This is a genomic window from Methylobacterium nodulans ORS 2060, from assembly GCF_000022085.1.
Classification (GTDB): domain Bacteria; phylum Pseudomonadota; class Alphaproteobacteria; order Rhizobiales; family Beijerinckiaceae; genus Methylobacterium; species Methylobacterium nodulans.
Genome location: NC_011894.1, coordinates 3,892,204 through 3,916,269 on the forward strand (window position 1 = coordinate 3,892,204; position 24,066 = coordinate 3,916,269).

General features: G+C 63.0%; 24 protein-coding genes. 14 read left to right on the forward strand and 10 right to left on the reverse strand.

The features are described 5' to 3' along the window. The first annotated feature begins 355 nt into the window (after positions 1–355). On the forward strand, positions 356–925 hold the full coding sequence (locus tag MNOD_RS49165) for a hypothetical protein (RefSeq protein ID WP_244424523.1): 570 nt from the start codon (positions 356–358) through the stop codon (positions 923–925). A gap of 669 nt (positions 926–1,594) precedes the next feature. On the opposite strand, the gene MNOD_RS46770 is transcribed toward MNOD_RS49165, so the two are convergent. After that, a complete protein-coding gene (locus MNOD_RS46770; RefSeq protein WP_157091494.1) occupies positions 1,595–2,092 on the reverse strand; it encodes a hypothetical protein in 498 nt (165 codons plus the stop codon). Positions 2,093–2,121: 29 nt separating this feature from the next. Next, positions 2,122–2,631, reverse strand: coding sequence for a pilus assembly protein N-terminal domain-containing protein (locus MNOD_RS41550; protein WP_015930343.1), 510 nt, complete (start codon positions 2,629–2,631; stop codon positions 2,122–2,124). 258 nt (positions 2,632–2,889) lie between these two features. On the opposite strand from MNOD_RS41550, the gene MNOD_RS17910 reads away from it, so the two are divergent. From MNOD_RS17910 to MNOD_RS17925, 6 genes are all read left to right on the forward strand, one after another. Next, positions 2,890–3,561, forward strand: coding sequence for a LuxR C-terminal-related transcriptional regulator (locus MNOD_RS17910; protein ID WP_015930344.1), 672 nt, complete (start codon positions 2,890–2,892; stop codon positions 3,559–3,561). After that, positions 3,558–5,771 carry an ATP-binding protein gene (locus MNOD_RS41555; protein ID WP_015930345.1) on the forward strand — a complete coding sequence of 738 codons (2,214 nt, stop codon included), beginning with the start codon at positions 3,558–3,560 and terminating at the stop codon, positions 5,769–5,771. Before MNOD_RS17910 ends, MNOD_RS41555 begins: the two co-directional genes overlap by 4 nt. Before the next feature lie 778 nt (positions 5,772–6,549). Then, positions 6,550–6,813: a pilus assembly protein N-terminal domain-containing protein gene (locus MNOD_RS48100; RefSeq protein ID WP_198157515.1), complete on the forward strand. Its 264-nt coding sequence runs from the start codon at positions 6,550–6,552 to the stop codon at positions 6,811–6,813. A gap of 24 nt (positions 6,814–6,837) precedes the next feature. Beyond that, positions 6,838–7,935: a type II and III secretion system protein family protein gene (locus MNOD_RS41565; RefSeq protein ID WP_198157516.1), complete on the forward strand. Its 1,098-nt coding sequence runs from the start codon at positions 6,838–6,840 to the stop codon at positions 7,933–7,935. Between the two features lies 1 nt (position 7,936). After that, entirely contained in the window at positions 7,937–8,257 is a 321-nt protein-coding gene (locus tag MNOD_RS46775; protein ID WP_015930346.1) for a hypothetical protein, read from the forward strand. After that, positions 8,247–8,792: a tetratricopeptide repeat protein gene (locus MNOD_RS17925; RefSeq protein ID WP_015930347.1), complete on the forward strand. Its 546-nt coding sequence runs from the start codon at positions 8,247–8,249 to the stop codon at positions 8,790–8,792. Before MNOD_RS46775 ends, MNOD_RS17925 begins: the two co-directional genes overlap by 11 nt. Positions 8,793–8,959: 167 nt before the next feature. Here the strand turns inward: MNOD_RS17925 and MNOD_RS17930 are convergent, their stop codons facing one another. The 6 genes from MNOD_RS17930 to MNOD_RS17955 all read right to left on the reverse strand — a co-directional run bounded on the left by MNOD_RS17930 (position 8,960) and on the right by MNOD_RS17955 (position 12,829). Continuing rightward, the gene (locus MNOD_RS17930) at positions 8,960–9,283 is read right to left on the reverse strand and encodes a TadE/TadG family type IV pilus assembly protein (protein WP_198157517.1); all 324 of its coding nucleotides are present in this window, start codon (positions 9,281–9,283) and stop codon (positions 8,960–8,962) included. 70 nt (positions 9,284–9,353) lie between these two features. Further along, complete coding sequence (locus MNOD_RS43515) at positions 9,354–9,752, reverse strand: TadE/TadG family type IV pilus assembly protein (RefSeq protein WP_244424524.1); 399 nt, start codon at positions 9,750–9,752, stop codon at positions 9,354–9,356. Positions 9,753–9,895: 143 nt separating this feature from the next. After that, positions 9,896–11,167 carry a CpaE/TadZ family protein gene (locus MNOD_RS17940; RefSeq protein ID WP_015930349.1) on the reverse strand — a complete coding sequence of 424 codons (1,272 nt, stop codon included), beginning with the start codon at positions 11,165–11,167 and terminating at the stop codon, positions 9,896–9,898. Positions 11,168–11,249: 82 nt separating this feature from the next. Further along, positions 11,250–12,044 (reverse strand): Flp pilus assembly protein CpaB, encoded by a 795-nt coding sequence (gene cpaB, locus MNOD_RS17945; protein ID WP_015930350.1) that lies wholly within the window; start codon positions 12,042–12,044, stop codon positions 11,250–11,252. A gap of 18 nt (positions 12,045–12,062) precedes the next feature. Further along, positions 12,063–12,545, reverse strand: a complete 483-nt coding sequence (locus MNOD_RS17950; RefSeq protein ID WP_157091496.1) for an A24 family peptidase — start codon at positions 12,543–12,545, stop codon at positions 12,063–12,065. A gap of 119 nt (positions 12,546–12,664) precedes the next feature. Then, positions 12,665–12,829, reverse strand: a complete 165-nt coding sequence (locus tag MNOD_RS17955) for a Flp family type IVb pilin (RefSeq protein ID WP_015930352.1) — start codon at positions 12,827–12,829, stop codon at positions 12,665–12,667. A gap of 619 nt (positions 12,830–13,448) precedes the next feature. Here MNOD_RS17955 and MNOD_RS17960 point away from each other — a divergent pair. The 6 genes from MNOD_RS17960 (at position 13,449) to MNOD_RS50670 (ending at position 19,631) form a co-directional block, all read left to right on the forward strand. After that, on the forward strand, positions 13,449–14,906 hold the full coding sequence (locus MNOD_RS17960; RefSeq protein WP_015930353.1) for a TadA family conjugal transfer-associated ATPase: 1,458 nt from the start codon (positions 13,449–13,451) through the stop codon (positions 14,904–14,906). A 27-nt stretch (positions 14,907–14,933) separates the two neighbouring features. After that, positions 14,934–15,917 carry a type II secretion system F family protein gene (locus MNOD_RS17965; protein ID WP_015930354.1) on the forward strand — a complete coding sequence of 328 codons (984 nt, stop codon included), beginning with the start codon at positions 14,934–14,936 and terminating at the stop codon, positions 15,915–15,917. An 8-nt stretch (positions 15,918–15,925) separates the two neighbouring features. Beyond that, the gene (locus MNOD_RS17970) at positions 15,926–16,891 is read left to right on the forward strand and encodes a type II secretion system F family protein (protein WP_015930355.1); all 966 of its coding nucleotides are present in this window, start codon (positions 15,926–15,928) and stop codon (positions 16,889–16,891) included. Between the two features lie 111 nt (positions 16,892–17,002). Next, positions 17,003–18,259 carry a pilus assembly protein TadG-related protein gene (locus MNOD_RS17975; protein ID WP_050783366.1) on the forward strand — a complete coding sequence of 419 codons (1,257 nt, stop codon included), beginning with the start codon at positions 17,003–17,005 and terminating at the stop codon, positions 18,257–18,259. Positions 18,260–18,690: 431 nt separating this feature from the next. After that, positions 18,691–19,146: a pilus assembly protein N-terminal domain-containing protein gene (locus MNOD_RS17980; RefSeq protein ID WP_015930357.1), complete on the forward strand. Its 456-nt coding sequence runs from the start codon at positions 18,691–18,693 to the stop codon at positions 19,144–19,146. 128 nt (positions 19,147–19,274) lie between these two features. Then, positions 19,275–19,631, forward strand: coding sequence for a pilus assembly protein N-terminal domain-containing protein (locus MNOD_RS50670; protein WP_425277512.1), 357 nt, complete (start codon positions 19,275–19,277; stop codon positions 19,629–19,631). Positions 19,632–19,987: 356 nt separating this feature from the next. Here MNOD_RS50670 and MNOD_RS17985 read toward each other — a convergent pair whose 3' ends face one another. Together MNOD_RS17985 and MNOD_RS49170 are read right to left on the reverse strand one after the other, a co-directional pair. Continuing rightward, positions 19,988–21,160 carry a hypothetical protein gene (locus MNOD_RS17985; RefSeq protein ID WP_015930359.1) on the reverse strand — a complete coding sequence of 391 codons (1,173 nt, stop codon included), beginning with the start codon at positions 21,158–21,160 and terminating at the stop codon, positions 19,988–19,990. Between the two features lie 874 nt (positions 21,161–22,034). Continuing rightward, on the reverse strand, positions 22,035–22,409 hold the full coding sequence (locus tag MNOD_RS49170) for a hypothetical protein (RefSeq protein ID WP_244424525.1): 375 nt from the start codon (positions 22,407–22,409) through the stop codon (positions 22,035–22,037). Positions 22,410–22,747: 338 nt separating this feature from the next. On the opposite strand from MNOD_RS49170, the gene MNOD_RS18000 reads away from it, so the two are divergent. Next, positions 22,748–24,052 (forward strand): solute carrier family 23 protein, encoded by a 1,305-nt coding sequence (locus tag MNOD_RS18000; protein WP_015930361.1) that lies wholly within the window; start codon positions 22,748–22,750, stop codon positions 24,050–24,052. The last annotated feature ends 14 nt before the right edge of the window (positions 24,053–24,066 follow it).

Sequence of the window (24,066 nt, forward strand, 5' to 3'; positions counted from 1 at the left end):
GATCCTCGCCAGGGCGTTGGCTTCTCCGGTGCTGGACCGACTGTGCGGCCCCTCGCACGCGCGGGGGGGCGTTCGCATAAGGCCCAGCATGGGACGCGTTTTGCGGCCCAGGAATGCGACCACCCGCAGCGTTTGAGGACTTGAAAACTCGGGAGCGGACGCGCCGGGAAGGCATCTCAGCTTCCGCGGCAAACTCGCTATGTTGAAATCGAGACCAATTGTGGCCCACATAATTTGACGTAATTCAGACTAACCGCATTAGAAGCGTTTAACAAATTATATTGCTGATAGATCACCTTATCCGCAAACGCGAGGAGCAGATGGACATTGAGCACAAGGGAGGAATTGGCTAGCCATGAGGCCCCATCTGAACCCCCACACCATACGGCATATGACGCCGCGCGGTGGCCTGCAGGCCGCAGAATATGAAGATCGCGGCTATGGATATCTAAATATTGAAGGAAATTCTGTCCGCTATATTGATAAGGAGACTGGGGATTGTCTTACAAGTTTCTCGTATCCCAGCCATCGGGATGCGGAGCTACAGCTGAGCTTTTTCAGGCAGGCATGTCAGGACGCAAAGCGCCGCCGGTCCTCATACGATCTTGTGCAGCCTCGGGCAGAGTTTTCAGAACAGAGGCAGGCGATGAGCGAGCCGAATAACGAAAAGCCGGCTCCAGAGATGAATGAGTCCGAGAAAGTCCTCTTCCCGTTCGCCAATGTCCTCGACGGAACGGTGTCGGCAGACAGCCTCCAGGGTCAAGCCCATCTTTCCCCCAAGCCCTGGCAGATCCTGGACCTGAGCTTCCCCCGCCCGATCGTCCGGATGACCTTCTTCTCGGAGCGGCAAGCCCGCGCCACCTGCGAGTCCATGAACGCCAAGGCTCGGCGGGAGCGGTTCAAGGTCGTGTGGATGGGCGCCTGAGGGCCCGGAACCGTCCGGAGGGGCGCCGGGCGCGTAGGACAGCTTTATGGAACGCGAATCCCGAAGGTCTCGCGCGGGCCTCGAAACCGGAGGACAGTCAAGTTCCTGTAGACCGGCCTCCAGTTGGGCCTCGTGGGCCAATGGATCTGCTACGGCGATCTGAGCGGCACGTTCCATGCGAGGGATGTCACCGTTCCGCTCTGGTCTCTCCCTGCAGGCGCGGAACGGCGAGCCGGGTGCAGAGGCCTCGGAAAGCACGCGCTCGGTCCGCACCTCCTCCGTCCCAGAAGCCCGCCACGGCCGCGCCAGCCGGCGTCTTCCCCGCTGCGCTCTCGCGGAAGAGAGCATCCACCCTCCTTCGGGGATCAGGATGCCCAGAAAGCCTGCGCGCAGCCCGAGTGAGTTCGACAGATCGGGACCACAGGATACAGTGGCGGTTCCTGATTCTATCAGGCATGCCAATATAACAAATGGCGGAACGTACTGGCGTGTACAGTGTTGATCCCGTGCAGGGATGAACATAGCATGGGCCGCAAATGTCAAGCTTTAGATTTTTTGTTCACGCAGACGATGACTTGCGAGTTGCAGTTTCTGTCGAGCGAACAGCTATTGAGGATCCCGTCGCTGAGGCGCATCAACTGCTTGACAGCGTCATGTGCGATGACGCTATCAAGCAAATAAGCTGCAATGTCTATCGTGCACAGGTAATAGATTCGGACGGAAGGTTATTTTATGTAAACTACTTCGTAAGCGACAACGCGGAATGTCAGAAATATTCGCTATCAGACCTGCATTTTGATGCCTCTTTGTTGCCCGCATAATCCGTGTGTGTACCCGCACGCCCGGTCGGCCCAACTGCTGCAAGGTCCTGTCTATTATAGCTACAAGCTTCATGTCGTCACGTTCTGCAGCTCTCTTTCTTGTCATCATCAGAGCATCTTTAATAAATCCATGGTATTTAATCGGGGTGGCCGCCAAGGCTGCTCCGGGCGATGAACGTTGTTCGGCCGGAATAGCGGCCTGGACTGCGATCCGGCCAATCAGGTCGTCAAGGGCGACGAGGTGCACATTCGTCGCGCAGCCGGCAATGGGCTCATGGGAGCAATGCTCCCGGCTTGCATGGTTGGCGTTCTGCGGCCGCAAACAGCACCCGGTCGGCAGCGCCATTTCTGCATCCCGCTGAATCGCACGAGCCATCATTCGGAGCTGGACTTGTTTTCCGTCTGGGTGCTGACAGTTGTGGCAGCTGCTCCGGCTGGTGGCCTTCCCAAAGGCGGCTCGACGACAACCGTTGCGCTCGCCCCCTTGGCAACGTCTTTCGTCGGCGCACAATGAAGTTCTGGTCCGCAGGAATACTCGATGCGTTGCCCGCCTTTGATCACATCGACGCTGTATTTCGGCCGGCGATCGATCGGGACGACGCGCAGCGTAGAGGCGAGCACCTCCGATCCTGTTTCGTCCAGTGCGATGATGTTCGTGGTGCCAATCTTCTTTCCTGTGACCAGAATCGTGCCCCCGGCCGCGGTCGTGGCATCGGCAATATCCGGATCGCCGATTGCAATGGTTCCGACGGCCTTGCCGGGCCGCAGGATCTGCGAATGGCCAACGGTCAGATCAAGAGTGTCGGCCGCTTGGGACATGGCGGGCAACAAGGATGCGAGCGCGACGGCCGCTACTCCATGCAGGGTTGGCCGGAACCGCTTCATGCGCATCTCCCTGAGCTGAACCGTCGCTGATCCGCGCGCAACGGCCGCGGCGCCAACGACAGGCGCTGTGCGGAACAACCCGAAGCGCCCCAGGCGGATCCTTTGGTCCTGGTTGTACGGCAACAGCGTCGGTGGCCGACCGAGCGGTCGGTGCCGCTGCCCGGCCCGGGGCCTCTGCTCGAACTGCCAAGCGCCTGGTCCCGTGAACTTTTCGCGCAAATCCTAGTTGCGTATTAGGACGTACAGAGGGTGAACACAATGACCTATGAGGCAGGCACAGCCCTCGTTGCCGACGACGACGAGCTCTTCCGGGTGGCGTTGAAGTCGATCCTCAGAGAACGTCTCGGCTATGGCGACGTGATCGAAGCCGGATCGCTCGACGAGGCGCTCGATCGGCTCGGGACCGAGGAGGACATCTCCGTCGCGCTGTTCGACCTGTCCATGCCCGGTGTGGAAAGCCCGGCGAACCTCAGGGCGGTGCGCGAATGCTTCCCGAATACGCGCGTGGCCGTCGTCTCAGGGTCGAAGCGGCGTCGGGACATCCTGATGGCGTTCGATGCCGGCGTCCACGGATACGTGCCGAAGAGCTTAGGGCTCGCGGAGCTCACGAAAGCTCTGCGCGCCATTGCTGAGGGGACAATCTATGCTCCTCAGCTTCTTGCCGAGATTTCGGCAGATCCTGACAATCGCTCGGATCTTCCCGATTCAGGACCAAATCCAAAACCGAAGGGGACGGCCGAACTGACTCGTCGCCAGCGGGACGTGCTCGCTCTTCTGGTTCAGGGCAAATCAAACAAGGAGATCGCCCGTGCGCTCAACCTTGGCGAGGGAACGGTCAAGGTCCATATGGCGGCGCTCTTCCGCACTCTCGGCGTGAGCACCCGGGCGGCCGCCGCCGCAGCGGGCTCGAAGCTCCTGTCAGATACATGAGAGGCGAGGCACCTGACGGCAAGAAGCCTGCCCAGCCGCACCGGATTCGGACGCGCGCCATCGTGGTTGTCGGCGTCGTCCTCGGTGCCACTTTCGGGCTGCTGACCGTCCTGTTCATGCAGCTCGCATCGGAAACCACCAGCATGCGGGCGTTCAGAGACCGGCTGGAGCAGTCGGTCAGGAGACGGGGTGTTGTGCATTCGGTCTTTTCTCTCTTGCAGGATGCCGAGACGGGGGGGCGGGGATTCGCGCTGACGGACGATCCAGAGTTTCTTGAGCCGTACGAGAAGGCCGTCCAGGGGCTTCCGGCTCAGCTCGACGAGCTGGCGCGGCTCAGTGGCGGGGCCACCGAGCAGGCCACCATCCGGCGCCTGCAGGAGATCAGCCTCGCCCAGCTCTCGATTCTCGCTCAGACGATCGAGATGCGGCGCGAGGGGAATCCGTCCGGCGCGACCCAGCTGGTCCTCACCCGGCAGAGCAAGGAGCACATGGACCAGATCCGCGGGATCGTCGGTGCGCTCTTGCAGGCAGAAAATCGCGACGTTGAGACATACACGGCAGCCGTGCGCGACCGGACTGCCTGGTTTGAGAAAATTACACTCGGATTGGCCGTCGGGCTTGCCATCGTGCTGATTGGCGCTGCGGCTGCTGCGATCCCGTACGCGTTGCACCGGAGCAAGTCCGAGGCTGAGCTCCGGCGGGCGAGGCAACGCGCCGAAGCGGCGAGCCGGGCCAAAACCGACTTCCTCGCCTCCATGAGCCACGAGATCCGAACGCCGTTGAATGGGATCATCGGGTACACGGACGTATTGCTTGATCAGGATCTCAAACCGGAACAACGCCGGCTTCTGGAGCGCATTCAGTTTGCCGGTGCCGCACTCCTGACCGTCGTCAATGACATCCTCGACTTTTCGAAGATCGAGGCTGGTCAGGTTGCGTTGGAGCCGCGCCCGTTCTCGCTTGTTGCACTTGTCAGCAACACCGTCTCGATCATTGCCGAGGCTGCCCAGCGAAAAGGGCTGGCCCTGACCGTTGACGTCGACCCACATATGCCCGCGGCGGTGATCGGGGACGAGGACCGGCTCCGGCAGGTCCTGCTCAACCTGCTCAACAATGCGCTCAAATTCACGCACGAGGGCAGCATCACGCTCCAGGTTCGGTGCGAGGATTCGCTCAGTGACTGCCAGTGGATCTGCTTCTCGGTGACCGATACGGGCATCGGGATTCCGAAGGATCAGCACGAGCACCTGTTCCACCGGTTCTACCAGGTGCAGCACTCCAGCACCCGAGAGATCGGAGGAACGGGGCTGGGGCTGGCGATATCCAAGCGGCTCATCAGCCTGATGGGCGGCGAGATTGGTCTGGAGAGCGAGGAGGGCAAGGGATCCAGGTTCTGGTTCAAGGTCTTGCTGCCCAGAACCGACGAGGATGTGGCTGCCTCGGTCCTCGCCGAGACCAGCGAGAAGGCGAGCCGGTCGGGCCGGATCCTCCTCGTGGAGGATCTCGAGCACAATCGGGATCTCGCACGCATGCTCCTGGTGAACGCCGGCCATCAGGTCGATACCGCCGAGACCGGAGCGGAGGCCGTCGCGGCCGTCCAGGCGAAGGCCTACGACCTCGTGCTGATGGATGTTCAGATGCCGGTCATGGACGGAGTGACGGCAACGAAGAGGATTCGGGAGCTCGATCATCCTGCAAGAGACGTCCCGATCATTGCGATGACGGCCAATGTGCTCCCCCAGCAGGTGAAGTCGTTTGGCGACGCCGGCATGAACGACCACGTGGGCAAGCCGTTCAAGAAACCGGAGCTGCTGAAGAAGGTGAACACATGGCTGCAACGGCCCAATTCGCCTGCATCGGCACCGGAAGCAGCCGACGCTCAGGCTCTCGGCGAATTACAAGAGCTGATGGGGCCTGATTGGGTGACGAGTGGCCTCAAGAAGCTCCGAGTGCAAATCGAGGAAGCGTTCGGGGATGAAGAGGCTGCTCTCGGCGACCGTGCGGAGCTCGCCCGGCGTGTTCACGCGCTGGTGTCCCATGCGTCGCTTTTCGGCTTCGCGGAGCTCTCTGAATTCTGCAGTCTTCTTGAGGAGGCATGCACAACGGGAGATGATGTGGTGGGGCCGTTCCATCGGGCCAAAGCGTCAGCGCAAGTCGTGGACAGGCAGGTGCGGGATATGCTCGCGCCGCGGGAGACCGGCAGCGTTTAGGCATTCGCCGGTGGCGCCGGATCTTCGTCCGTCATCCGACGCCGCCGTGCGGCGGCTTCGAGCCGGCCCGGGAGACCGTTGAGCCCGGCGATATGGCACCCTTCTCGGCACGCGAGGTCCATCCCTCGGCCTCTTCGGTCTGCACCTTCGGCCGCGACACCGGGCCTTCAGGACGTGGCCGCCGCCACGAAGGCGCCTGCTGCCGTAAGCAGACTTGGCGGGGCGTGCCACCGCTTCGTCCGCTTAAGTGTTTGATGTGTCGCAGGTTTTTGACGGAAAACCGCAACGCACTGTTCCGAAGCCTGCTTGAGACCGCAAGTGGCTCGCGCGGGGGAATGATGGCTTGGCGGAGCGCTCCTTCCGCCAAGCTGTCGAGGCCGAGCCGGCTGATCCAGCCTCCAGGCGTTAACTTTTGATTAACCCTCAACCACTGATAGTCCGGCTCCTATGACGATCACCTGCGCGGCAGCTGGCTTCCGCGGGCATCAGCCCTTACCGAAGACTGGCTCCTATACGGCCTCGCGGCTGAACGGCGGAGGGCAGTGAGAGGCGGAAATGGTTACGCCGCTGAATGGAGGTCTTGATGCGGTGTGGGCGGAGGCAGAGCCCTTTTTCGCGCCTGCTCAGGTTCTTAGTCCTGCCAACCTGCGTCGGACTTGCCGCGTGTTTCGTTGCTGGGGCGGGCGCTGCGGACGAGTGGCCTGCGAATACCCCTTACGTCCAGTCCAAGCGATTCGCCCAGGGGAACGGTGCGACCCTCACGCGGACCAAACTGGCCGTGAACAAGTCGGAGACCGTAACGGTCGGGCAGTCATTCAATGACGTTCTCATCGGATCTCGGGAAATTCTCGATGTGATCCCGCTGAACGAACGCACGCTCTATGTGCTCGGAAAGAAAATAGGCACCACCAACATCTCGCTTCTTGATGCGGAGAAGCGTCTGATCAGCGTGATCGACGTCGAAGTCGGCCTCGACACCGCAAGCTTCCAAGAGAAGGTGCAGGCCGGGGCAGGGTCTGGTGCGATTCGTGTCCGAAGCTAGGGCGATAAAATAGTCCTGAGCGGAGTGGCTGCAGATGCCACAACTGTAGATCGCGCCGTCAGCATCGCTACGGCACTGGCCCCGGGAGGCGTCATCAACGCGACCCGGATCGCCTCGCCTCAGCAGGTTCTGCTCAAGGTGCGTTTTGTGGAAATCAATCGCACTGCGGGCCGCGAGTTGGGATTGCGGTTCGAGTATGCGGGACGCAACCGAGCCTTCCGTGCCGGCGAGGTTGGCCCTATCACTCCGCTGACCACCGCAGGTGGGAGCACCAACGGTGCCGGCCTCATCACGGATTTCGTACCCGCAGTCGCAAGCGCGATCTCATCGGCGCCGTTCGGCCAGATCCTGACCCGCTTCCGCTCCGACTCGCGCCAACTCGACCTGTTCATCAGTGCTCTTGAGGACAAGGGACTGGCACGACGCCTGGCTGAGCCCAACCTCGTCGCGATGTCCGGCGACACGGCAGATTTCCTGGCGGGTGGCGAGTATCCCATTCCCGTGGCATCGACCACGCAAACCGGCGTGCCGACCATTACCGTCGCCTTCAAGGAGTTCGGAGTCCGGCTGGGATTTACGCCGACCGTGCTCGCGAATGGCCTCCTCAACCTTCGCCTCGAGCCAGAGGTGAGCGACATCGACCCGAGCATATCCGTCAATACCGGGGGTATTCTGATCCCCGGCCTCTCGAAGCGCCGTGCCCGGACATCCGTCGAGCTCCGAGACGGGCAGAGCTTTGCGATTGCGGGTCTGCTCCAGGCCAACACCCAAAACAACATCGAGCAGTTTCCCTGGGTCGGATCGATTCCGGTTCTTGGATCCCTGTTTCGGAGCACGGGGTTCCAGCAGCGGGAGACAGAGCTCGTGGTGATCGTCACTCCTCACCTGGTCAAGCCTGCCAAGCCCGGCGCGACGATCAAAACTCCTCTGGATGCCACGGTCCCGGCCAATGACGTGGATTTGTTCCTGGCAGGCAAAATGGAGGTCGAGAAGAACGGTCGCGGTCCGGTATCCGAGTTCGTCGCGACCGCCGGTGCGGCGGTGGGCCCGCACGGATACCTGATGTCCGGCCCGGCGGGAACGATCGCCGTTCCTGCTCCGGTCGCCCGGGTGAAGAACTAAGATGGCCTGCCGCGTTTTCAGCCGCGCCTTGGCGCTTCTGGGCGCGCTTCAAACGGCGGGATGTGCGCAGTACCTCGACCGAAAAGAGACGGTGGCGTTGAGCGCCGGGGATGCGGTCCAGACGAACATCGTGACCCACATGATCGACCCTTGGCCCAGACACGCCCGCCAGCGGGATATCGCATTCAGCGGAGAACGTCTGCAGCGGGCCGTCGAGCGCTATCGGACCGGACAAGATTCGAACGTCCGGCAGCCGGGAGCCTACGGCACCACAAACGCGAGCCCGCCGACCTCGACCGGAGCCGGTGCAGATGCACATTGAGCCGGTGCCGGCAACCATCGAGGGTGCTGGCGTGCGGCGCCTATGGGGCTTGTCCGCTGCAGCGGTCGTCCTGCTCCTCGGCGCGGGGTGTCAGTCGCTGGACCTGATCGGGGTCGGACCGCCGGCACCTGCAACCGGCTTCGAGGACATGTTCGTCAATACGAACGAGCCTGCCATCGTCGGTCGAAAGCAGCTCGAGCGTGGGAATTACGGCCTCGCAGAGCGTTATTTCCGCCAAGCCGTGGAGGCCAATCCGTCGGACCTGGACTCCTGGATCGGGCTCGCCGCGAGCTACGACAATCTGAAGCGGTTTGATCTGGCGGACCGTGCCTACGAGCAGGCGCTCCGGCTCGGTGGGCGTCTTGCGCGTCTCCTCAACAATCGCGGCTATTCGTTCATGGTCCGGGGCGACTTCGCAAGAGCAAGGACTGCATTCAACGAGGCTTTGGCTCTTGAGCCAAACAACGAGGTGATCCTCAACAATATGAAGCTCCTCGCTGCCGCCGAGGCCAAGTTCAGATCCGGCCGAGCCTGAACCACGGCTCGGTCACGCATTGTCACGCGGTTGGTGAGCGAAGGAGCTTGAAGCGTCGGTCGGTACGGCCGCGCCTGCGCCACTCCCGCGGCCCGATGGCGCCTGCGTCGACTCCCATCTGTCAGTCCGGTCCACAGGGGACGACCAATCCGGACCGGATCCAGGTTTCAGATGACGGGAGTTCGGCGGGAGACGCTCAGGTTGATCGTACCCGTCGAGAATCCCCAGGTCAGCGGCACGAAAGGATAGCTGACGGAGACGGTTCGGAACTGCAGCCCGTTCACCACCTCGGCTCCCACCGTGACCTGTAGCTGGTCCGGGCTTGCAGCCTGGAACGCCGCCCGAATCACGGCCTCAAGTCCGCTGTCGGAGATTGTCTTGTTCATGAGAACTGCCCGTGCGCCAAAGTCGGCTGCCTGCGACAGCTGGTTGCGGACATTCAGCCCGCGGCCCAGCTCGACGATGCCGAGCATCGTCACGAGCATGATCATCCCGACCATCGCGAATTCGACAGCCGTCGAGCCGCTGCGGCATGCGCAAAAGCGCCGGAGAGCGCTCATGTCAGCGGACCTGCACCTGAACCGTGGGACTGAGCGTAATCGGCGGCAGAATCATGGTGCTATGAACCTTCGTTCCTTCCAGGCGATAGTAGATGAACGTGGGGGTTGGCCCAGGGCAGGTTGTCAGGCAATCCACTGCAACCGTTGTGGCATTCGGGCAGGCGCAGAAGCGGTTCACCGACACTGATAGCGACGTCGTGCTCGGAGCAGACTGGGCCGACAGGGTAAAGTTCTTTGAGGCCGTGCTCTGTACAACCGTGAGGACGTTGGACGCTCCCTGATCCGACATTGCACTTTGCGCGCCAGCCCGCAGGGCATGGTCAATCGTCATCCGCTCGCACTCGGCGAGGCCGAGATCGGCCGCTGCCACGAGCGCAAAGAACAGAACGGGAGCAAACAACGCAAACTCAACCGCCGATGCGCCGCATTCCGAACGGCAACATCTCGCGGCGATGCTCCGGAAATTCCCGAGCCGTCTCGATCGGCACGCAGACACTTCAGGTCCGGTCCGAAGGCTTCGCGCAAGGGGCCCGAAAGGGTCCATCATCGCCCGGTCCTCCGGAAGCGTTCGAGAGAGAAGCGGCCCTTGCGGATTGCCGGTGCGTTTCGACCGGATATGACTCGAGCGATGTGATCGAACGCGCTGCAGGCCCGGGCTTTCGCGGAGACGTCCGCAACCAATCGGCCCTCGTTCGCCGCCGTGCTGAAGACCGAAGCTTCGAAAGGGATGCAGGCCGCCGGCTCGAGTTCGAGCGCCGCGGCGAACTTGTCGACCTTGATCTCGGCCCGCTTCGGAACCCCGACCTGATTGAGCACGAGCTTCGGAAGCGCATCGTTCGGGCGCGCCTGCGTCAGAAAGCTGATCAGGTTCTTGGCATTTCGGAGGCTTGTCAGATCAGGAGTGGCCGTGATGACCACCTCGTCTGCAGCCAGCAAGGTGCTCTTCGCCCAGGGCATCCAGACATGAGGAAGATCCAGCACCACAAAGGGCACACTCGCCTGCGCGACCTCGATCAGACGCTCGAAGGCGCCTCCGTCCAAATCATGGCAATGATCCAAGGTGGCCGGAGCGCTCAGGACCGAGAGATGCTCCCCGGACTTCGTCAGCAGACGCTCCAGCAGTACATCGTCGAGCCGGCCTGTGTTTGCCAACGCATCCGCGATGCCTTGGCCCTTTTCCTGATCCAGGTTGAGCGCGAGGCTCGCACTGCCGAACGGCAAGTCCAGATCCGCCAGGATCACCTCGGTGTCGTAGGATCGGGCGATGGCCGCGGCCACATTATGGGCGACCACCGACGATCCGACGCCGCCCTTCGCGCCGATGAAGGCCAAGCTTCGGCCGAGCTTGCTCGCACCAGCGTCGCGGTAGAGCTGTGCGACAGCAGCGATGAGGCCCACCGGTTCGACAGGAGCCACAAGATACTCGCTGATGCCTCGGTCGAGGAGTTCGCGGTAGAGCCTGATGTCATTGACCTTCCCGATGACCACGACCTTCGTGCTGCGGTCGCAGACCTCGGCCAAGATCTCGAGGTCCGCCAAAAGGCGGCTTCCGGCGTCGCTCGCCTCCAAAACCAGGAGATTCGGCGTCGTTGCTTGGCGGTAATGTGCGGCTGCGGCGGGAATGCCGCCGGGATACACGCTGGCATGGGCACGCGACATCCGCCGGTCGGCGAAAGCCGCCTCCAGCGTGGCTGCCGTTTCCGGCGTATCACAGAATGCGTGCACCGAGATCTGCGGGACCCGCAGTGTATCCAGGGTCTGGGCTCGGCAGCCTTGCGGCGCCGGAGCGGTGATCTTGAAAGCGAGGTTCGTCATCGTCCTGAAGGGCCCTGAATCTTTGGCGGATCGCGCGAGCGTGTCGCGGCACTCACTGCTGCATCAAAACTGTGGAGCTCCGTTACTGGATCTTCACGACTTCGCTGCGTCCACCTCGGATGACGCGTACGGTCTGGATCCTCTCTTCCGTAGCAGCCGTCGGGACTTCGTTGCTGTCGGCGGCGGAGCGGAGCGAAAGCGAGAGTGTGCCGGCAGCTTCGGCAGCCGCCAAGATCTCCGCCTGCCGCGAATCCAGCTCGAGAGTGGCCGTCTTGCCGATGACGACGGATTTCCCTTTGCCTTTATCGGCCTTTTGCGCTTCGTCGACCGTCTGATCGATGGCGAGCACGGGAACGTTCTTCAGGATTGTGCGGCTGCGGTGCTCGCGCGCGCCCTCACCTTGGGCCTGCGGCGCGAACGTGTGGATAACATCAACCCGATCACTGGGCAGAATGAAGCCGCCGGCCGTGTTCTCCGCAGAAATCCGCACGGCTACCGCGCGCTTGCCCGAGGGGAGGACCGTGGCGAGGAAGCCGGCATTGAGGCCCGCAAGCTTCCCGTCTTGAACGGGTTCGCCCGGCGCCATGCGGCTGCGCAAGGTCGAGCCGGCGAACTCATCGAGAGCGGCGGGCCGAGCCGAACGAGTCACGTAAGCGGAGTTCAGCGCGCTCTCCGGCCAAGGCTGCCACCGCATGTTCTCTTTCGTCAGCCGTTCTCCTTGCGCAAGCTCGGTCGAAACGACGAGTACGTCCTGTGTCGCCGGCTGTACCGGCGCAGGCACGACGGCTGCGACCGGCTGATCGCGTAAGCTCACGGCGAGCCAGGCGGCCGCGATCCCGGCACCCAGTGCAACGATCAGGAGGCAAAGGCGGAGCATTGCTGCAGAACCTTCGGTTCAGAAAAGGGGCGTCATCCAGTGCGTCTGCGGAAACACGACCAGCGCGGCCAGAGCCATGGCGACCCCGTAGGGCACGCCGGAGGTGGGCGAGTGCAGGCGCACAAGCCAGGTGCTGCCATTGAGGAAGGCTGGCAAGGCACGCGTCCGGAACTGCAGGAGCAGCAGCGTGAATAACCCACCGAGCAGCGCCGTGTAGACGAGATAGACAGGGCTGTGGTCGATCCCGAGCCAGAGGACGGTCGCCGCAGCGAACTTGGCGTCTCCGCCGCCGATCCATCCGAAAGCGAAGAAGATGAAGGCGGCCAGAAGAACGCCGAAGCTCAATGCTGCGCTCCAGCCGATTTGAGGCAACGAAAAGCCGGCTAATGGCGCCAAAATTCCGTATCCGAGAAGAAGGACCAGGACGAGCCCGTTCCGGATCTTCATGGTCGTCAGGTCCGTGATCCCGGCGTAGATCACCGTGAAGGCGAACAGGATCATGCCGCAGGGCGCCGCCAAATCTGAGACTGTCATTGCACTGGACTCGCGTGGGTAGCGCCGGAGCTGGAGAGAGCAGAGGGCGCAGCCCTCCGCTCCTCGTTCCGTGGGATGGAGCGGGGTTACTGCAGCGCAGTGCCGATCGCAGTGAACTTGGTATTCAAACGGGTGCCGATCGTCGTCACGGCCGTGATGATGACGACCGCGATCAGGCCGGCGATGAGACCGTACTCGATAGCGGTGGCGCCAGACTCGTCCTTGACGAAGCGGGTGAAAAGGTTGGTCATAAGCTTAGATCCTGTGTAGCTGATGGGTTCTGCCAGGAGGAACGCCAGCGGATGATCTCTGTTTGATCAATCGCTCGCTGAACGTGGGCCGTATATGACCCAAACCGGCCACCAATCCCATTCAGCCTGATGGTCTAAGGCGCGGACGAAAGTGCTATAGGCGAGGCAGCTAGTGTTACAGCCGAGTTCTGTGCGGTTATGACCAGCTCTCACAGGTGGTCTGGTCGGGATATCAGCGGACGGTTGGTCTTTCGCCGTGGTTAGCTTGGCCGATGAGACCGATCGGGCGAGCGCAGCCCCGTTCAGCGATACGGGACAAGCCACCAGGGCATAACAAACCACGGCTGCCGGGGCGCAAAGCAAAGTGCCAAGCTTGCCGGATTACCTGTAGAAGCCAGTGCGCGACCCCGCTTCTTGTTTGTATTAGGCCATCACGCCGAATGGTTTTGGTTCAAGCACCCGCAGATATCGAAGCCAGATCGGTACGGGTGCAGCGCGGCTTCAACCAGCTGCTGTGAGCCCCTTGGCCGAGGAAACCAAAGCAGCCAGCCATTGCGTTCCCGCCTTCAACGGCTGCGCCCGAAGGCGGAACGGTTAAAGCCACCGGGAGCACAGACCGATGTTCGGCAGAAGAAACGGACTCGAGGAGGATGTCCTCGAACGCCCGATGCTCCACGTCGTGGCCTCAAAGCCCCAGGATCAGAATCCGCGTCCGCTTGCCGAGCCGGCGAAGCCGAAAGCGGCGCAGAAGGCGGCTGAACCCCGTTTCAAGCTCGTGGAGGGAGGCAAAACGGACGAGTATTTTGCACTGAAGAAGCAGATTTTCGGCGCGCTCGTCGAGATCATCGACGTCTCCCAGCTCACGAACATGCAGCCGGAGCAGGCTCGCATCGAGATCCGCGACGTTGTCGGCGAAATCGTCGCCGCCAAGAAGGTGGCGCTGTCGACGGCGGAGCAGGACGAGCTGGTCGGAGACATCTGCAACGACGTGCTGGGCTACGGCCCGCTTGAGCCGCTCCTGGCCCGCGACGACATCGCCGATATCATGGTCAACGGCTGCAACCGTATCTTCATCGAGGTCGGTGGCAAGATCCGCGAGACCGACATCCGTTTCCGCGACAACGCCCAGTTGCTCAGCATCTGCCAGCGGATCGTGAGCCAGGTCGGCCGCCGCGTGGACGAGGCATCGCCCATCTGCGACGCCCGCCTGGCGGACGGATCACGCGTGAACGTCATCGCCCCGCCGCTTGCCATCGATGGCCCCGCGCTGACCATCCGCAAGTTCAAGAAGGACAAGCTCACCCTCGACCAGCTGGTCAAGTTCGGCGCCATTTCACCTGAAGGGGCCCAGATTCTGCAGATCATCGGCCGGGTACGCTGCAACATCGTCATATCGGGCGGCACGGGCTCGGGCAAAACGACGCTCCTCAACTGCCTGACCAACTACATCGAACATGACGAGCGCATCGTCACCTGCGAGGACGCGGCGGAATTGCAGCTGCAGCAGCCGCATGTGGTGCGCCTGGAGACGCGCCCGCCCAACCTCGAGGGGCAGGGCCAGATCACCATGCGGGATCTCGTGCGCAACTGCCTGCGCATGCGCCCTGAGCGGATCATCGTCGGCGAGGTGCGCGGGCCCGAAGCCTTCGACCTGCTGCAGGCCATGAACACCGGTCACGACGGCTCGATGGGCACGCTGCACGCCAACTCGCCCCGCGAATGCCTGTCGCGGCTCGAATCGATGATCACCATGGGCGGGTTTGCGCTGCCGTCCCGCACGATCCGCGAGATGATCTGTGCCTCCGTCGACGTCATCATCCAGGCTCAACGGCTTCGGGACGGCTCCCGCCGCATCACGCACGTGACCGAGGTGCTGGGCATGGAGGGTGACGTCATCATCACCCAGGACCTGTTCGTCTACGACCTTCTCGGCGAAGACGCCGGTGGCAAGATCCTGGGCCGGCACCGCTCGACCGGAATCGGCCGGCCGCGCTTTTGGGACCGCGCCCGCTATTACGGCGAGGAGAAGCGCCTCGCCGCAGCGCTCGACGCAGCGCACGCGTCAATACCGGCCTGAACCGGGCAGCCGGCAGGGATCGCGATCGTGCTTCTCCCCCTTCTCGTTTTTTTCCTCGGGGCGTTCAGCACCGGCGGGCTGCTCCTCGCAGCGTTTCATCCTCGTCTCGCGCGCACGTCCGCGCTCGACCGTCGGCTCCAGCTTGTTCGTGCCTCAGCCGGGCAGACGACCCGTGCCGCCGGATCCGATGACAATCGCAGAAAGCGCTCCGTTCAGGAGCTGCTGCGCGAAACCGAACAGAAACAGAAGGCAAAGAACAGCGCAAAGCTGTCCCTGGTGATGCGGCTCAGACAGGCTGATCTCGGCTGGAGTAAGAGCACATATTACACGATTTGCCTCACCGTCGGCACTTTGGCCTTTCTGGCCATGTGGGGCCTGATGGGCCTGGGACTGCTGCCGGCCGTCGGCTTTGGGCTGTGCGGAGGCATGCTCCTGCCGCACCTGTACGTCAGTGCCAGGAGGAAGCGCCGGTTCAAGCGCTTTGCGGCTGAGTTCCCGAACGCAATCGACGTGATCGTGCGCGGGGTCAAGGCCGGCCTCCCCCTGGTCGACTGCCTCAACATCGTTGCCGCAGAGGCTCAGGAGCCCGTGAAGAGCGAGTTCCGAGCACTCGTGGAGGACCAGACGCTCGGGATGCCGCTGCAAGACGCCGTGGAGCGGCTTCCCGAGCGGATGCCGCTGTCCGAAGCTCGATTTTTTGCGATCGTCATCGCCATCCAGAGCCGCACCGGCGGAAGCCTCTCCGAAGCGCTCGGAAACCTCTCACGGGTGCTGCGCGAACGGAAGAAGATGCAGGGAAAAATCAAGGCAGTGAGTTCGGAAGCCAAAGCATCGGCGGGGATCATCGCCGCGCTTCCGATCGTGGTCGGCTCCCTCGTGTATCTCACCAGCCCCGCTTACATGGCGCTCCTTTTCACGACCCCGATCGGCAAGGCGGTTCTCGCCGGGTGCGTCGTCTGGATGCTCCTGGGAACACTGATGATGCGCAAGATGATCAATTTCGATTTCTGAGGCGGCCGATGCTCAGCGCGCTCACGTCCCATTCCGACCTGCTCGTTGCAGGCATAGCGGCGATCTCCGCCTTCTGTGCGTGCATGGTGGTGTCCTGGCCGTATCTGGTCCGCGACCCTCTCGCGTCGCGCCTGCGTCAGGTCGCGGACGAGACCGAGGCGATCCGGATCCGGGAGCGTGCCAAGCTCCAAGCCGGACATGGGCCTTCGCTGCGAACCGAGCCGAAGAAGCTCTTCAAGGACATCTTCGATCGGCTCAATCTTGCGCGCCAGGCTGAGGACGGCGCCGTAGTGCAGCGGCTGCGTATGGCCGGCTATAGGGGACAGGGACCGGTCGTCACCTTTCTGGCTGTCCGGCTCATCATGCCCTTCGTCATGTTTGCCGTGGCCATGTTCTACGTGTTCGTCGTCCTCCGTCTCGATGGCCCATTCGTCCTGAAGCTCGGCATCGCTTTGGCCGTCGCATACCTGGGCTATTATGCGCCGGCGATCTTCGTGAAGAACCGGATCAGCAAGCGCCAGACGGCAATTCGGCGCGCTTGGCCCGATGCGCTTGACCTCCTGCTGATCTGCGTGGAGTCCGGCATGGGTGTGGAGAGCGCCTTCCGAAAGGTGGCCGACGAGATCGGGCCGCAATCTCCTGAGCTGGCTGAGGAACTCAGCCTGACCACGGCCGAGCTCTCGTATCTGCCGGACCGGCGAAAGGCTTACGAGAACCTCGCCGAGCGGACCGGGCTCGATGGGGTGAAGGGAGTCGTGACCAGTCTCATCCAGGCTGAAAAATACGGAACGCCTGTCGGGCAGACCTTGCGCGTGCTTGCACAGGAAAACCGCGACATGCGGATGACTGAAGCAGAGAAGAAGGCGGCCGCATTGCCGCCCAAGCTCACCGTACCAATGATCCTGTTCTTCCTGCCCGTCTTGTTTGCTGTGATCATCACCCCGGCCGCGATCCAGATCGCGAACACCTACTGATGCAGCCTGCGTCGGCCGGGTCGAAAAAAGGGAACGGAGTTTGTAGCTTTGATTGCGATCCGAACACTTGTGGCTGCGCTCGTATGCAGGAGCCGAGCGCTGAAAAGGGATGTGAGCGGCACCGCGGCTGTCATCGCAGCGCTGGCCTTTCCGGTCGTGATCGGTGGGATGGGGCTCGGCGCGGAGACGGGCTACTGGTATCTCACCCAGCGCAAGCTGCAGCACGCTGCCGATCTTTCCGCTCACGCGGCAGGGGTGCGCAAGCGAGCCGGCGATCCTAAGAGCCAGATCGACGCGGCAGCGCTCAACATTGCCCTGAACAGTGGGATGTCCTCCTCCTTGGGAAACATGCTCGCCAATTCCCCTCCGACGAGCGGGATCAAGGCCGGTGACACAAGCAGTCTCGAAGTCATCCTGACGGAAGTGCGCCCGCGGCTGTTCTCGTCCGTCTTTTCGTCGGAGCCGGTTTCGATCAGGGCGCGTGCCGTGGCGAGCATCGTCGCAGGATCGCAGGCGTGTGTACTGGCGCTCTCGCCCGCGGCATCGGGAGCAGTGACGCTCTCCGGTTCAACGGTCGTGAATCTGAAGGGCTGCGACATCGCCTCCAACTCGACAGCAGCGGATGCATTCCTGATGTCGGGCAGTTCCGCTGCTCTGAGCGCCGGGTGTGCTTCCTCGGTTGGCGGCGCGGTGACCACGATCCAACTGAAGCTGACGCAATGTGCGACCGTGAAGACCTCCGCGCCGGTCGTCCGGGATCCTTATGCATCTGTCGTGGAACCGGCAGCATTCGGAACCTGCCAGAACAGCAACGTGGGCACGCCGAGCACCTCAACGACGCTCACTCCGACCGAAAATCACCCGATCGGCGTCAAGTCGATGCGCTTTTGTGCAGGGCTTAACCTGAAGGGGCAGGTCACGTTCGCCCCGGGCCTCTACATCATCGAGAACGGGGATATGACGGTCAACGGCGGTGACCTCAACGCGACCTCCCTCATCACCCTCACCGGCTCGGGCGTAACGTTCTACTTCGCGAATGGCGGGCGTCTGAGGCTGGGCGGAAACGCGGTGCTCAATCTCAAGGCACCGACCTCAGGGCCATTCTCGGGCATCCTCTTTTTTGGCAGCCGGACCTCGGCCGGAGCAAACCAGGTCGTGAACGGGACCTCGGGATCCACATTGCAGGGTGCGGTTTACATGCCGGGGTCTGATGTTCTGTTCACCGGGAATTCGGCGTCGACTGGCGGATGCACACAGGTGATCGGGCGGACTGTGACATTTTCGGGCAATTCCAGCCTCGGCTCGACCTGCGACAATGCCGGGACAAAGACGATCCTGACCAGCGAGACGGTTGTGTTGGTGGAGTAAGACGTTTTGCGCGGACCGTTTTACCTCGTCAAATCTCGCAAGATCTGACAAGATCAGCACGTCTGCCGTTTTTGAGCGCTCGCGTCATAAACTCGCGACGCGCAGGACAATCACGGCTCGACTGGTCGAAGCCAAGTTCCTCCTGGCACCGTGCTGCCCGGGCTCCGCCTTCGGGCTGACGGAAAGCGCATCCGTCACACGACCGACATCTACCTGGTAATCGGCGCGCTGAACTCCGAATTTCAGCGTGAAATCTCCCGCCTTCCGGCCCCGGCTCAATGCAAGGTCGCGTACAGGTGCGCGCTGGACCGGTTCCGGGCGTTCTGTCGTTTTCCGGATAATCTGTGCGATGGCCTATGACGGACGACCGGCCGCCACCTTGCGTCGGGGCTACCGCGCCTGCTACTCATGAAGTGCTACGGGAGCTTTCGATGAGAGCGTTCGCAATCATTCCGCTGCTTGCGATCGTGACCAGCGCATCAGCAGCCGACTCGCTGGCGCTGAGACCCGGGCAGGTCGAAATCGTGAAGACCAGCCGGGGCGCTCGTACCGTCGTGGTCGGAGATCCTGATATCGCGGATGTCACTGTAGCGAACGAGAGCACAATTGTCGTGACCGCGAAGGAGAATGGGGTCACGGATCTGGTTCTGCTCGACGAATCGGGGCGGGAGTTTCTCCGGAAGCAGCTGCAGATTGGGTCACCTGAACTGACCGTGAGGGTGTACCGAACGGCGAGGGAGACCACAGAAGCTGTATGCACGGCATCCAGCTGCATGCCCCTCCCGAAGCTAGCGGGAGCAACACGGAGAGCTGCGATCGGGCAGGCAAAGGTGAGGCCCAGTGAAACCACCGAAGCTAAGGAAGCGGTGACCACGCCCCCTGAGTAAAGTGCCTGGAAAGAGGGATGTAAATGTTGCGCAACCTACTATTGGGCGCTTATGTTGCAATTATACTTCTCCCTTCGATGCGTCCTGCTGCCGCTGAAGATGTGATTGAACTGGAGCGAGGCCTCACAATGGTCCTGCAGCCAAAGCGGCCCGTCCAGGCCGTTGTGATAGGGGATCCTAAGGTTGCCGACGCAACTCATACGAACGTCAATACGCTTGTCATTACCGGGAAAGAGCTTGGGACCACGAGTATAATATTATTCGACAGTAATGGTAGAACGATTCTCAATGCGCGAGTCCAGGTCGTCAGCGGAGCGGATGTTCATCCAACCAATGCAATTGAACGTCGGGAAATCCGGGTCCGCGTTCCTTCAAAAGAGCCGGGAAATTCACATGAAATACACAGATATTTGTGTGGTCCGGGATGTAGTCCGATTTCTGACCCAATTGCGAGTTCTGGCGCAAAGCAGGACTTCGAAAGGTAGCCTGGGGGCAGAACTAAATTATCCCAGCTGATCGTCGCACTTCAGAGGATGAACTCTTCATTGATGTGCTCGCAGATCAGGGCATGAATCTGCTCTACTATCTTCCGAGCTGCCTCATCCTGCATGTGGTGCATGTCGGACCGGACGCCCCCAAAGGATGTGGCTGCGGCGAGGCGGGCGTACTGGCTCCGGGCGCGGGCGGATCAGGGTCAAAGCCCAATCAGCTTGGCTATGAGGGGGCCGCTATGGTGGAAAGTAGCCCTCTACACCTTCTGCAATGACCGAGGCTGACCCGCTCCGGACCTCGGCGCTCGTGCCAATCCCACCTCAGCAAGCGCGCCGCGAGCGCAACCCGATCAGCCCCAGCTTTCCCAGCTGCGCCCGCAGCTCGCCAGCGGGTCGGGCTCCGGCACCGCGGCGCTGGCGACAAAGCTATGCGTCTCTCCGCCGGCGACGTAGATGCCGAGTACCGTGTCGTCGATAACGGTGTTCCCGCTGGTGAAGGTCACATCCTCCCCCGGGTAGGCGATCTCGGTCCAGAGCGGCTCGGCGAAGCTGCCGTCCGCCCGCCGCTCGATTTGGGCGAAGAACGCGCCTTCGGTCTCGCCGCGGACGAAGTCGCCCGTGAGGTTGTAGCCGTCCGCCGTGCCGGTGATCCCGTCGAAATGCGAGATCAGCGCGGCGAGCGGCTGGTTGTCAAACTCGAAGGTCGTGAAGTGGCTGAACGCGTGCGTGGCGGAGTCGTAGTCGACCAAGTACCCCGCATCCAGGCCGAGGCTGTTCAGGTCGCTGTAGCCCCCGGCGATCGTATAGGAGGTGCTGGTGCTGTCGCCGTTCTGCCAGATGCCATAGGCGGTGACGCTCAGCGAGCCTGCGGGGTTCAGGTCGGTCCACTGGTCGCTCGCCATGTCGTAGATGAAGGCGTGGCCGGTCGAGAGGCTGGTGTCGTAGTTGCCCACGACCAGATCGCCCATGGTGCTGTGCGCGATCGTGTCCAGCAGCGTATCGCCGGCGCCCACCAGGCTGGTGGCGTCGATCTGGGTCCAGGTGCCCCCGACGCCGTTGGCCGGCCCCTGGTAGATCATCCCGTGGTCGAAGTCGGGCCCCGACAGGCCCTCGGCATACTTGTAGCTGCCGACGGCGCGGACCTCCCCATCACCGAGGCTCGGGTCGAAGCTGGGGGTGTTCGGGCCGTAGAAGGTGGAACTGGTTACCGTCTGGCCCGGGAAGACCGGCGTGAGCACGTTCCACTGGCTCGCGGGCGCCGACGCGAGGTCCTGCAGCGAGCCCTGATACAGGGCGGCGCTGGTGGTGCCGCCGGTCACGTCGCTGGCGGTGACGACGACGGCATCGGTCGTGGCGCTGTCGGACCGCACACCGGTCACGAAGATCCCCGGGACGTCAAGGGTCGCGTAGTCGAAATCGGCGTGGGCCTGATCGCACCAGGGGAACGCGAGCTCAGGCGCATGCACCGGGTGCCATGTCCGTGTCATGTTGTCGCTTGTGGCGGTCTTGACGCATGAGGTCATCGTCGCCTCCTCAAGGGCTTTCAGCCCTGCCGTTCGGCATCGGAGCTTACCCCAGCCGGAGCGCTGTGCTTGATCGGGGAAGACTCTTCCTTGACAGTTCGGGCCACCGCTGCCGATGTCATGATCGAAGGTCGGCTCGTGGCGCGAAGCGGCTGTCGGCTCAGCTTCCGCAGAGGGTCGAGATCGGACCGATTGACATGGTCCACCCTATGGAGAAGCCGGCTCAGGGATCGGGCGGATCAGGCGGGCGCCAGGGACATAATGGCCGGATCACTGTCGAGCCCCCTGGACTGCCTGCCCCGCGCTCCCTGATAGCGACGCGTCAACTCGGCGACTGCCTGCTGCATCCATTCTGCACCCGGCATCACCGGATGGCCCCTCTCGGCTGCCGTGCAATCGACCTCGCCCAGAGCGACGCGGATGAGATCGCAAGCCAAGCGCCGATGCCGTTACTCGGCCTGAGCCAGCTTCGGCCGGGATGCCGTGCCATTCGCTCATCGACGTACTGCCGGATATCCGCCTCAGTCGGGCATGTAAACACACAGCGCAATCGCAATGGCTTGTAGAGGTGGCGACGGGTTCCGATCCATTTGAGCATTTGCTGGCGGGAGAAACAACAATGTGAATGCTGATATATGCCGATCATTCAGCCGTAATGGACGGGATGAATGATATCTGTATTTTTCCGATAGTGTCGGTATCCATAGAAGAGACGAGCCATAATTGAGAGTGTGGCAGCCATTACGAGCGTTGTCCACACTCCAGGCCGTGGAGTGACCTCATGACCTCCGCACGCCTGGCAGACCTGTTCTCCGGCAGCACGGGCCCGATCCTCGGCACGGCCCCTGATCCGGAGAGGCCGTGCCTGCCTCATTCACCCGATGAGAATGCGAGATGCCGGACGGCGCATCCTCAGATTGCGGTCTCGGGAGGGCGCACCAGGAATGGTGCCGGTGGTGTCAGGATCGATCTGCCGGATGCGCTCCGGGATGGTTTCTTGCGCGGGCGGCATGTTCGGAGCCTCGTCCCGGCTCCGTTGCGGGGTGTCGCGCGCCTGAGCAAGAGCGGCTGGGCTCAGCAGGACAAGAAGTGCGAGCGCCCTGGTCATGCACTTTGGCATCGGCGCCTCCTCTCCAGTGGCCACACGGTACTCCCGGCCGGGCGCGCGCTCCAGTTTCGCTCTCCTGATGCGCCCCTGATCGAGCGCGGAATCGTCGTGGGTGCGGAGCCCGGGATCGAATCCATCCACTCGGCGCATCCACCCACATCCTGCACCTCAGCATGAGGAGCGGGGCTGCTTCCACGCACGTCAGTTTCTATTTTGGGCGGCGGCGCGGCTAAGCAGGCTTGCGTTGGCGTGCCACCACTTCGCCTGCTGAGGTCCTTGGTCTGTCGCAGGTTCTTGTCGGAAAATCGCGGGGCACTGTTCCGAAACCTGCTTAGGGCGTCTCTACAAACTCATTTGAGCCAGAGCATGATCATGCCGGGCGCGACCATGGCGAGGTGGTTGAAGCGGATTCCGGCCCCTACGGCGCGGCCGCGTTCTGCTCTAATGCCCCGCGTGGATGCGACGGGGGGAGAGGCCGCATGGTGTCGAGGGAGCAGGGGCGGGGAGGGGAGCCGGGTTTTCCGCGCTGGCGGCTCACCCGGGGCGGGGTGATCCAGCCGGACGAGCGGCCGCCGCTCGGCCAGATGCTCGTGCTCGCGCTCCAGCACGTCGTGGCGATGTTCGGCTCGACCGCGCTGGCGCCGGTGCTGATGGGGTTCGACCCCAACCTCGCCACCCTGCTCTCCGGAATCGCGACGCTCCTGTTCTTCGTCGTGGTCGGCGGACGGGTGCCGAGCTACCTCGGCTCCAGCTTCGCCTTCATTGCGGTGGTGATCGCCGCCACGGGCTACGGCGGCAGCGGCCCGAACCCGAACCTGGCGGTGGCCCTCGGCGGCATCGTGGCGGCCGGGGCCGTCTACGCCCTGATCGGTGCGGTGGTCATGCTCGCGGGCGACGCCTGGATCGGCCGGCTGATGCCGCCCGCCGTGACGGGGGCCATCGTCGGGGCGATCGGCCTCAACCTCGCGCCGATCGGCGTGAAGGGCATCTCGGGCTCCGGGCTCGATCTGGGCGTGGGCCTCTTTACCGTGGCGGCGGTGGGCCTCGCGGCCGCCTACCTGCCGGGGGCGGCCCGGCGGCTGCCCCTGCTGATCGGGGCCGCCGCCGCCACCCTGCTGTACGCCGTGCTGGCGAACGGGCTCGGGCTCGCCAAGCCCCTCGACCTCGCGCGGGTGGCGGACGCGCCCTGGTTCGGCTGGCCCCGCTTCGCCGCGCCGGTCTTCGAGCCGGAAGCGATCTGGCTGATCGCCCCGGTCGCGGTGGTGCTCGTCGCGGAGAACTTGGGACACGTGAAGGCCATCGGGGCGATGACCGGACGCAACCTCGACCCCTATCTCGGCCGGGCCTTCCTGGGTGACGGGCTCGCCACGATGCTGTCGGGGGCGCTTGGCGGGACCGGCGTGACGACCTATGCGGAGAACATGGGCGTGATGGCGGTCACGCGGATCTACTCGACCCTGGTCTTCGCCACAGCCGGCCTCGTGGCCATCCTGTTCGGGCTGTCGCCGAAGTTCGGCGCTGCGATCCTGGTGATCCCGGGGCCGGTGATCGGCGGCCTGTCGGTGGTGGTCTTCGGGCTGATCACCGCCGCGGCGGGGCGGATCTTCGTGGAGAACCGGGTCGACTTCTCGCGAACCCGGACCCTGTTCACGGTCGGCACGACGCTCGTGCTCGGGGCCGGGGACTTCACGGTGAGCCTCGGCGACTTCCGGCTCGGCGGGATCGGGACGGCCACGGCCGCGGCCATCCTGCTCTACCACGTCCTGCGGGACGAGCCGGCCTGAGGCCGCCGGCTCCG

Bases quoted from the DNA above. Each gene is read 5' to 3' on its own strand.
- MNOD_RS49165 (WP_244424523.1), top strand. From the start codon at position 356: ATGAGGCCCCATCTGAACCCCCACACCATACGGCATATGACGCCGCGC.
- MNOD_RS46770 (WP_157091494.1), bottom strand. From the start codon at position 2,092: ATGGCGCTGCCGACCGGGTGCTGTTTGCGGCCGCAGAACGCCAACCAT.
- MNOD_RS41550 (WP_015930343.1), bottom strand. From the start codon at position 2,631: ATGAAGCGGTTCCGGCCAACCCTGCATGGAGTAGCGGCCGTCGCGCTC.
- MNOD_RS17910 (WP_015930344.1), top strand. From the start codon at position 2,890: ATGACCTATGAGGCAGGCACAGCCCTCGTTGCCGACGACGACGAGCTC.
- MNOD_RS41555 (WP_015930345.1), top strand. From the start codon at position 3,558: ATGAGAGGCGAGGCACCTGACGGCAAGAAGCCTGCCCAGCCGCACCGG.
- MNOD_RS46775 (WP_015930346.1), top strand. From the start codon at position 7,937: ATGGCCTGCCGCGTTTTCAGCCGCGCCTTGGCGCTTCTGGGCGCGCTT.
- MNOD_RS17925 (WP_015930347.1), top strand. From the start codon at position 8,247: ATGCACATTGAGCCGGTGCCGGCAACCATCGAGGGTGCTGGCGTGCGG.
- MNOD_RS17930 (WP_198157517.1), bottom strand. From the start codon at position 9,283: ATGATCATGCTCGTGACGATGCTCGGCATCGTCGAGCTGGGCCGCGGG.
- MNOD_RS17940 (WP_015930349.1), bottom strand. From the start codon at position 11,167: ATGACGAACCTCGCTTTCAAGATCACCGCTCCGGCGCCGCAAGGCTGC.
- cpaB (WP_015930350.1), bottom strand. From the start codon at position 12,044: ATGCTCCGCCTTTGCCTCCTGATCGTTGCACTGGGTGCCGGGATCGCG.
- MNOD_RS17950 (WP_157091496.1), bottom strand. From the start codon at position 12,545: ATGATCCTGTTCGCCTTCACGGTGATCTACGCCGGGATCACGGACCTG.
- MNOD_RS17955 (WP_015930352.1), bottom strand. From the start codon at position 12,829: ATGACCAACCTTTTCACCCGCTTCGTCAAGGACGAGTCTGGCGCCACC.
- MNOD_RS17960 (WP_015930353.1), top strand. From the start codon at position 13,449: ATGTTCGGCAGAAGAAACGGACTCGAGGAGGATGTCCTCGAACGCCCG.
- MNOD_RS17970 (WP_015930355.1), top strand. From the start codon at position 15,926: ATGCTCAGCGCGCTCACGTCCCATTCCGACCTGCTCGTTGCAGGCATA.
- MNOD_RS17980 (WP_015930357.1), top strand. From the start codon at position 18,691: ATGAGAGCGTTCGCAATCATTCCGCTGCTTGCGATCGTGACCAGCGCA.
- MNOD_RS50670 (WP_425277512.1), top strand. From the start codon at position 19,275: ATGGTCCTGCAGCCAAAGCGGCCCGTCCAGGCCGTTGTGATAGGGGAT.
- MNOD_RS17985 (WP_015930359.1), bottom strand. From the start codon at position 21,160: ATGACCTCATGCGTCAAGACCGCCACAAGCGACAACATGACACGGACA.
- MNOD_RS18000 (WP_015930361.1), top strand. From the start codon at position 22,748: ATGGTGTCGAGGGAGCAGGGGCGGGGAGGGGAGCCGGGTTTTCCGCGC.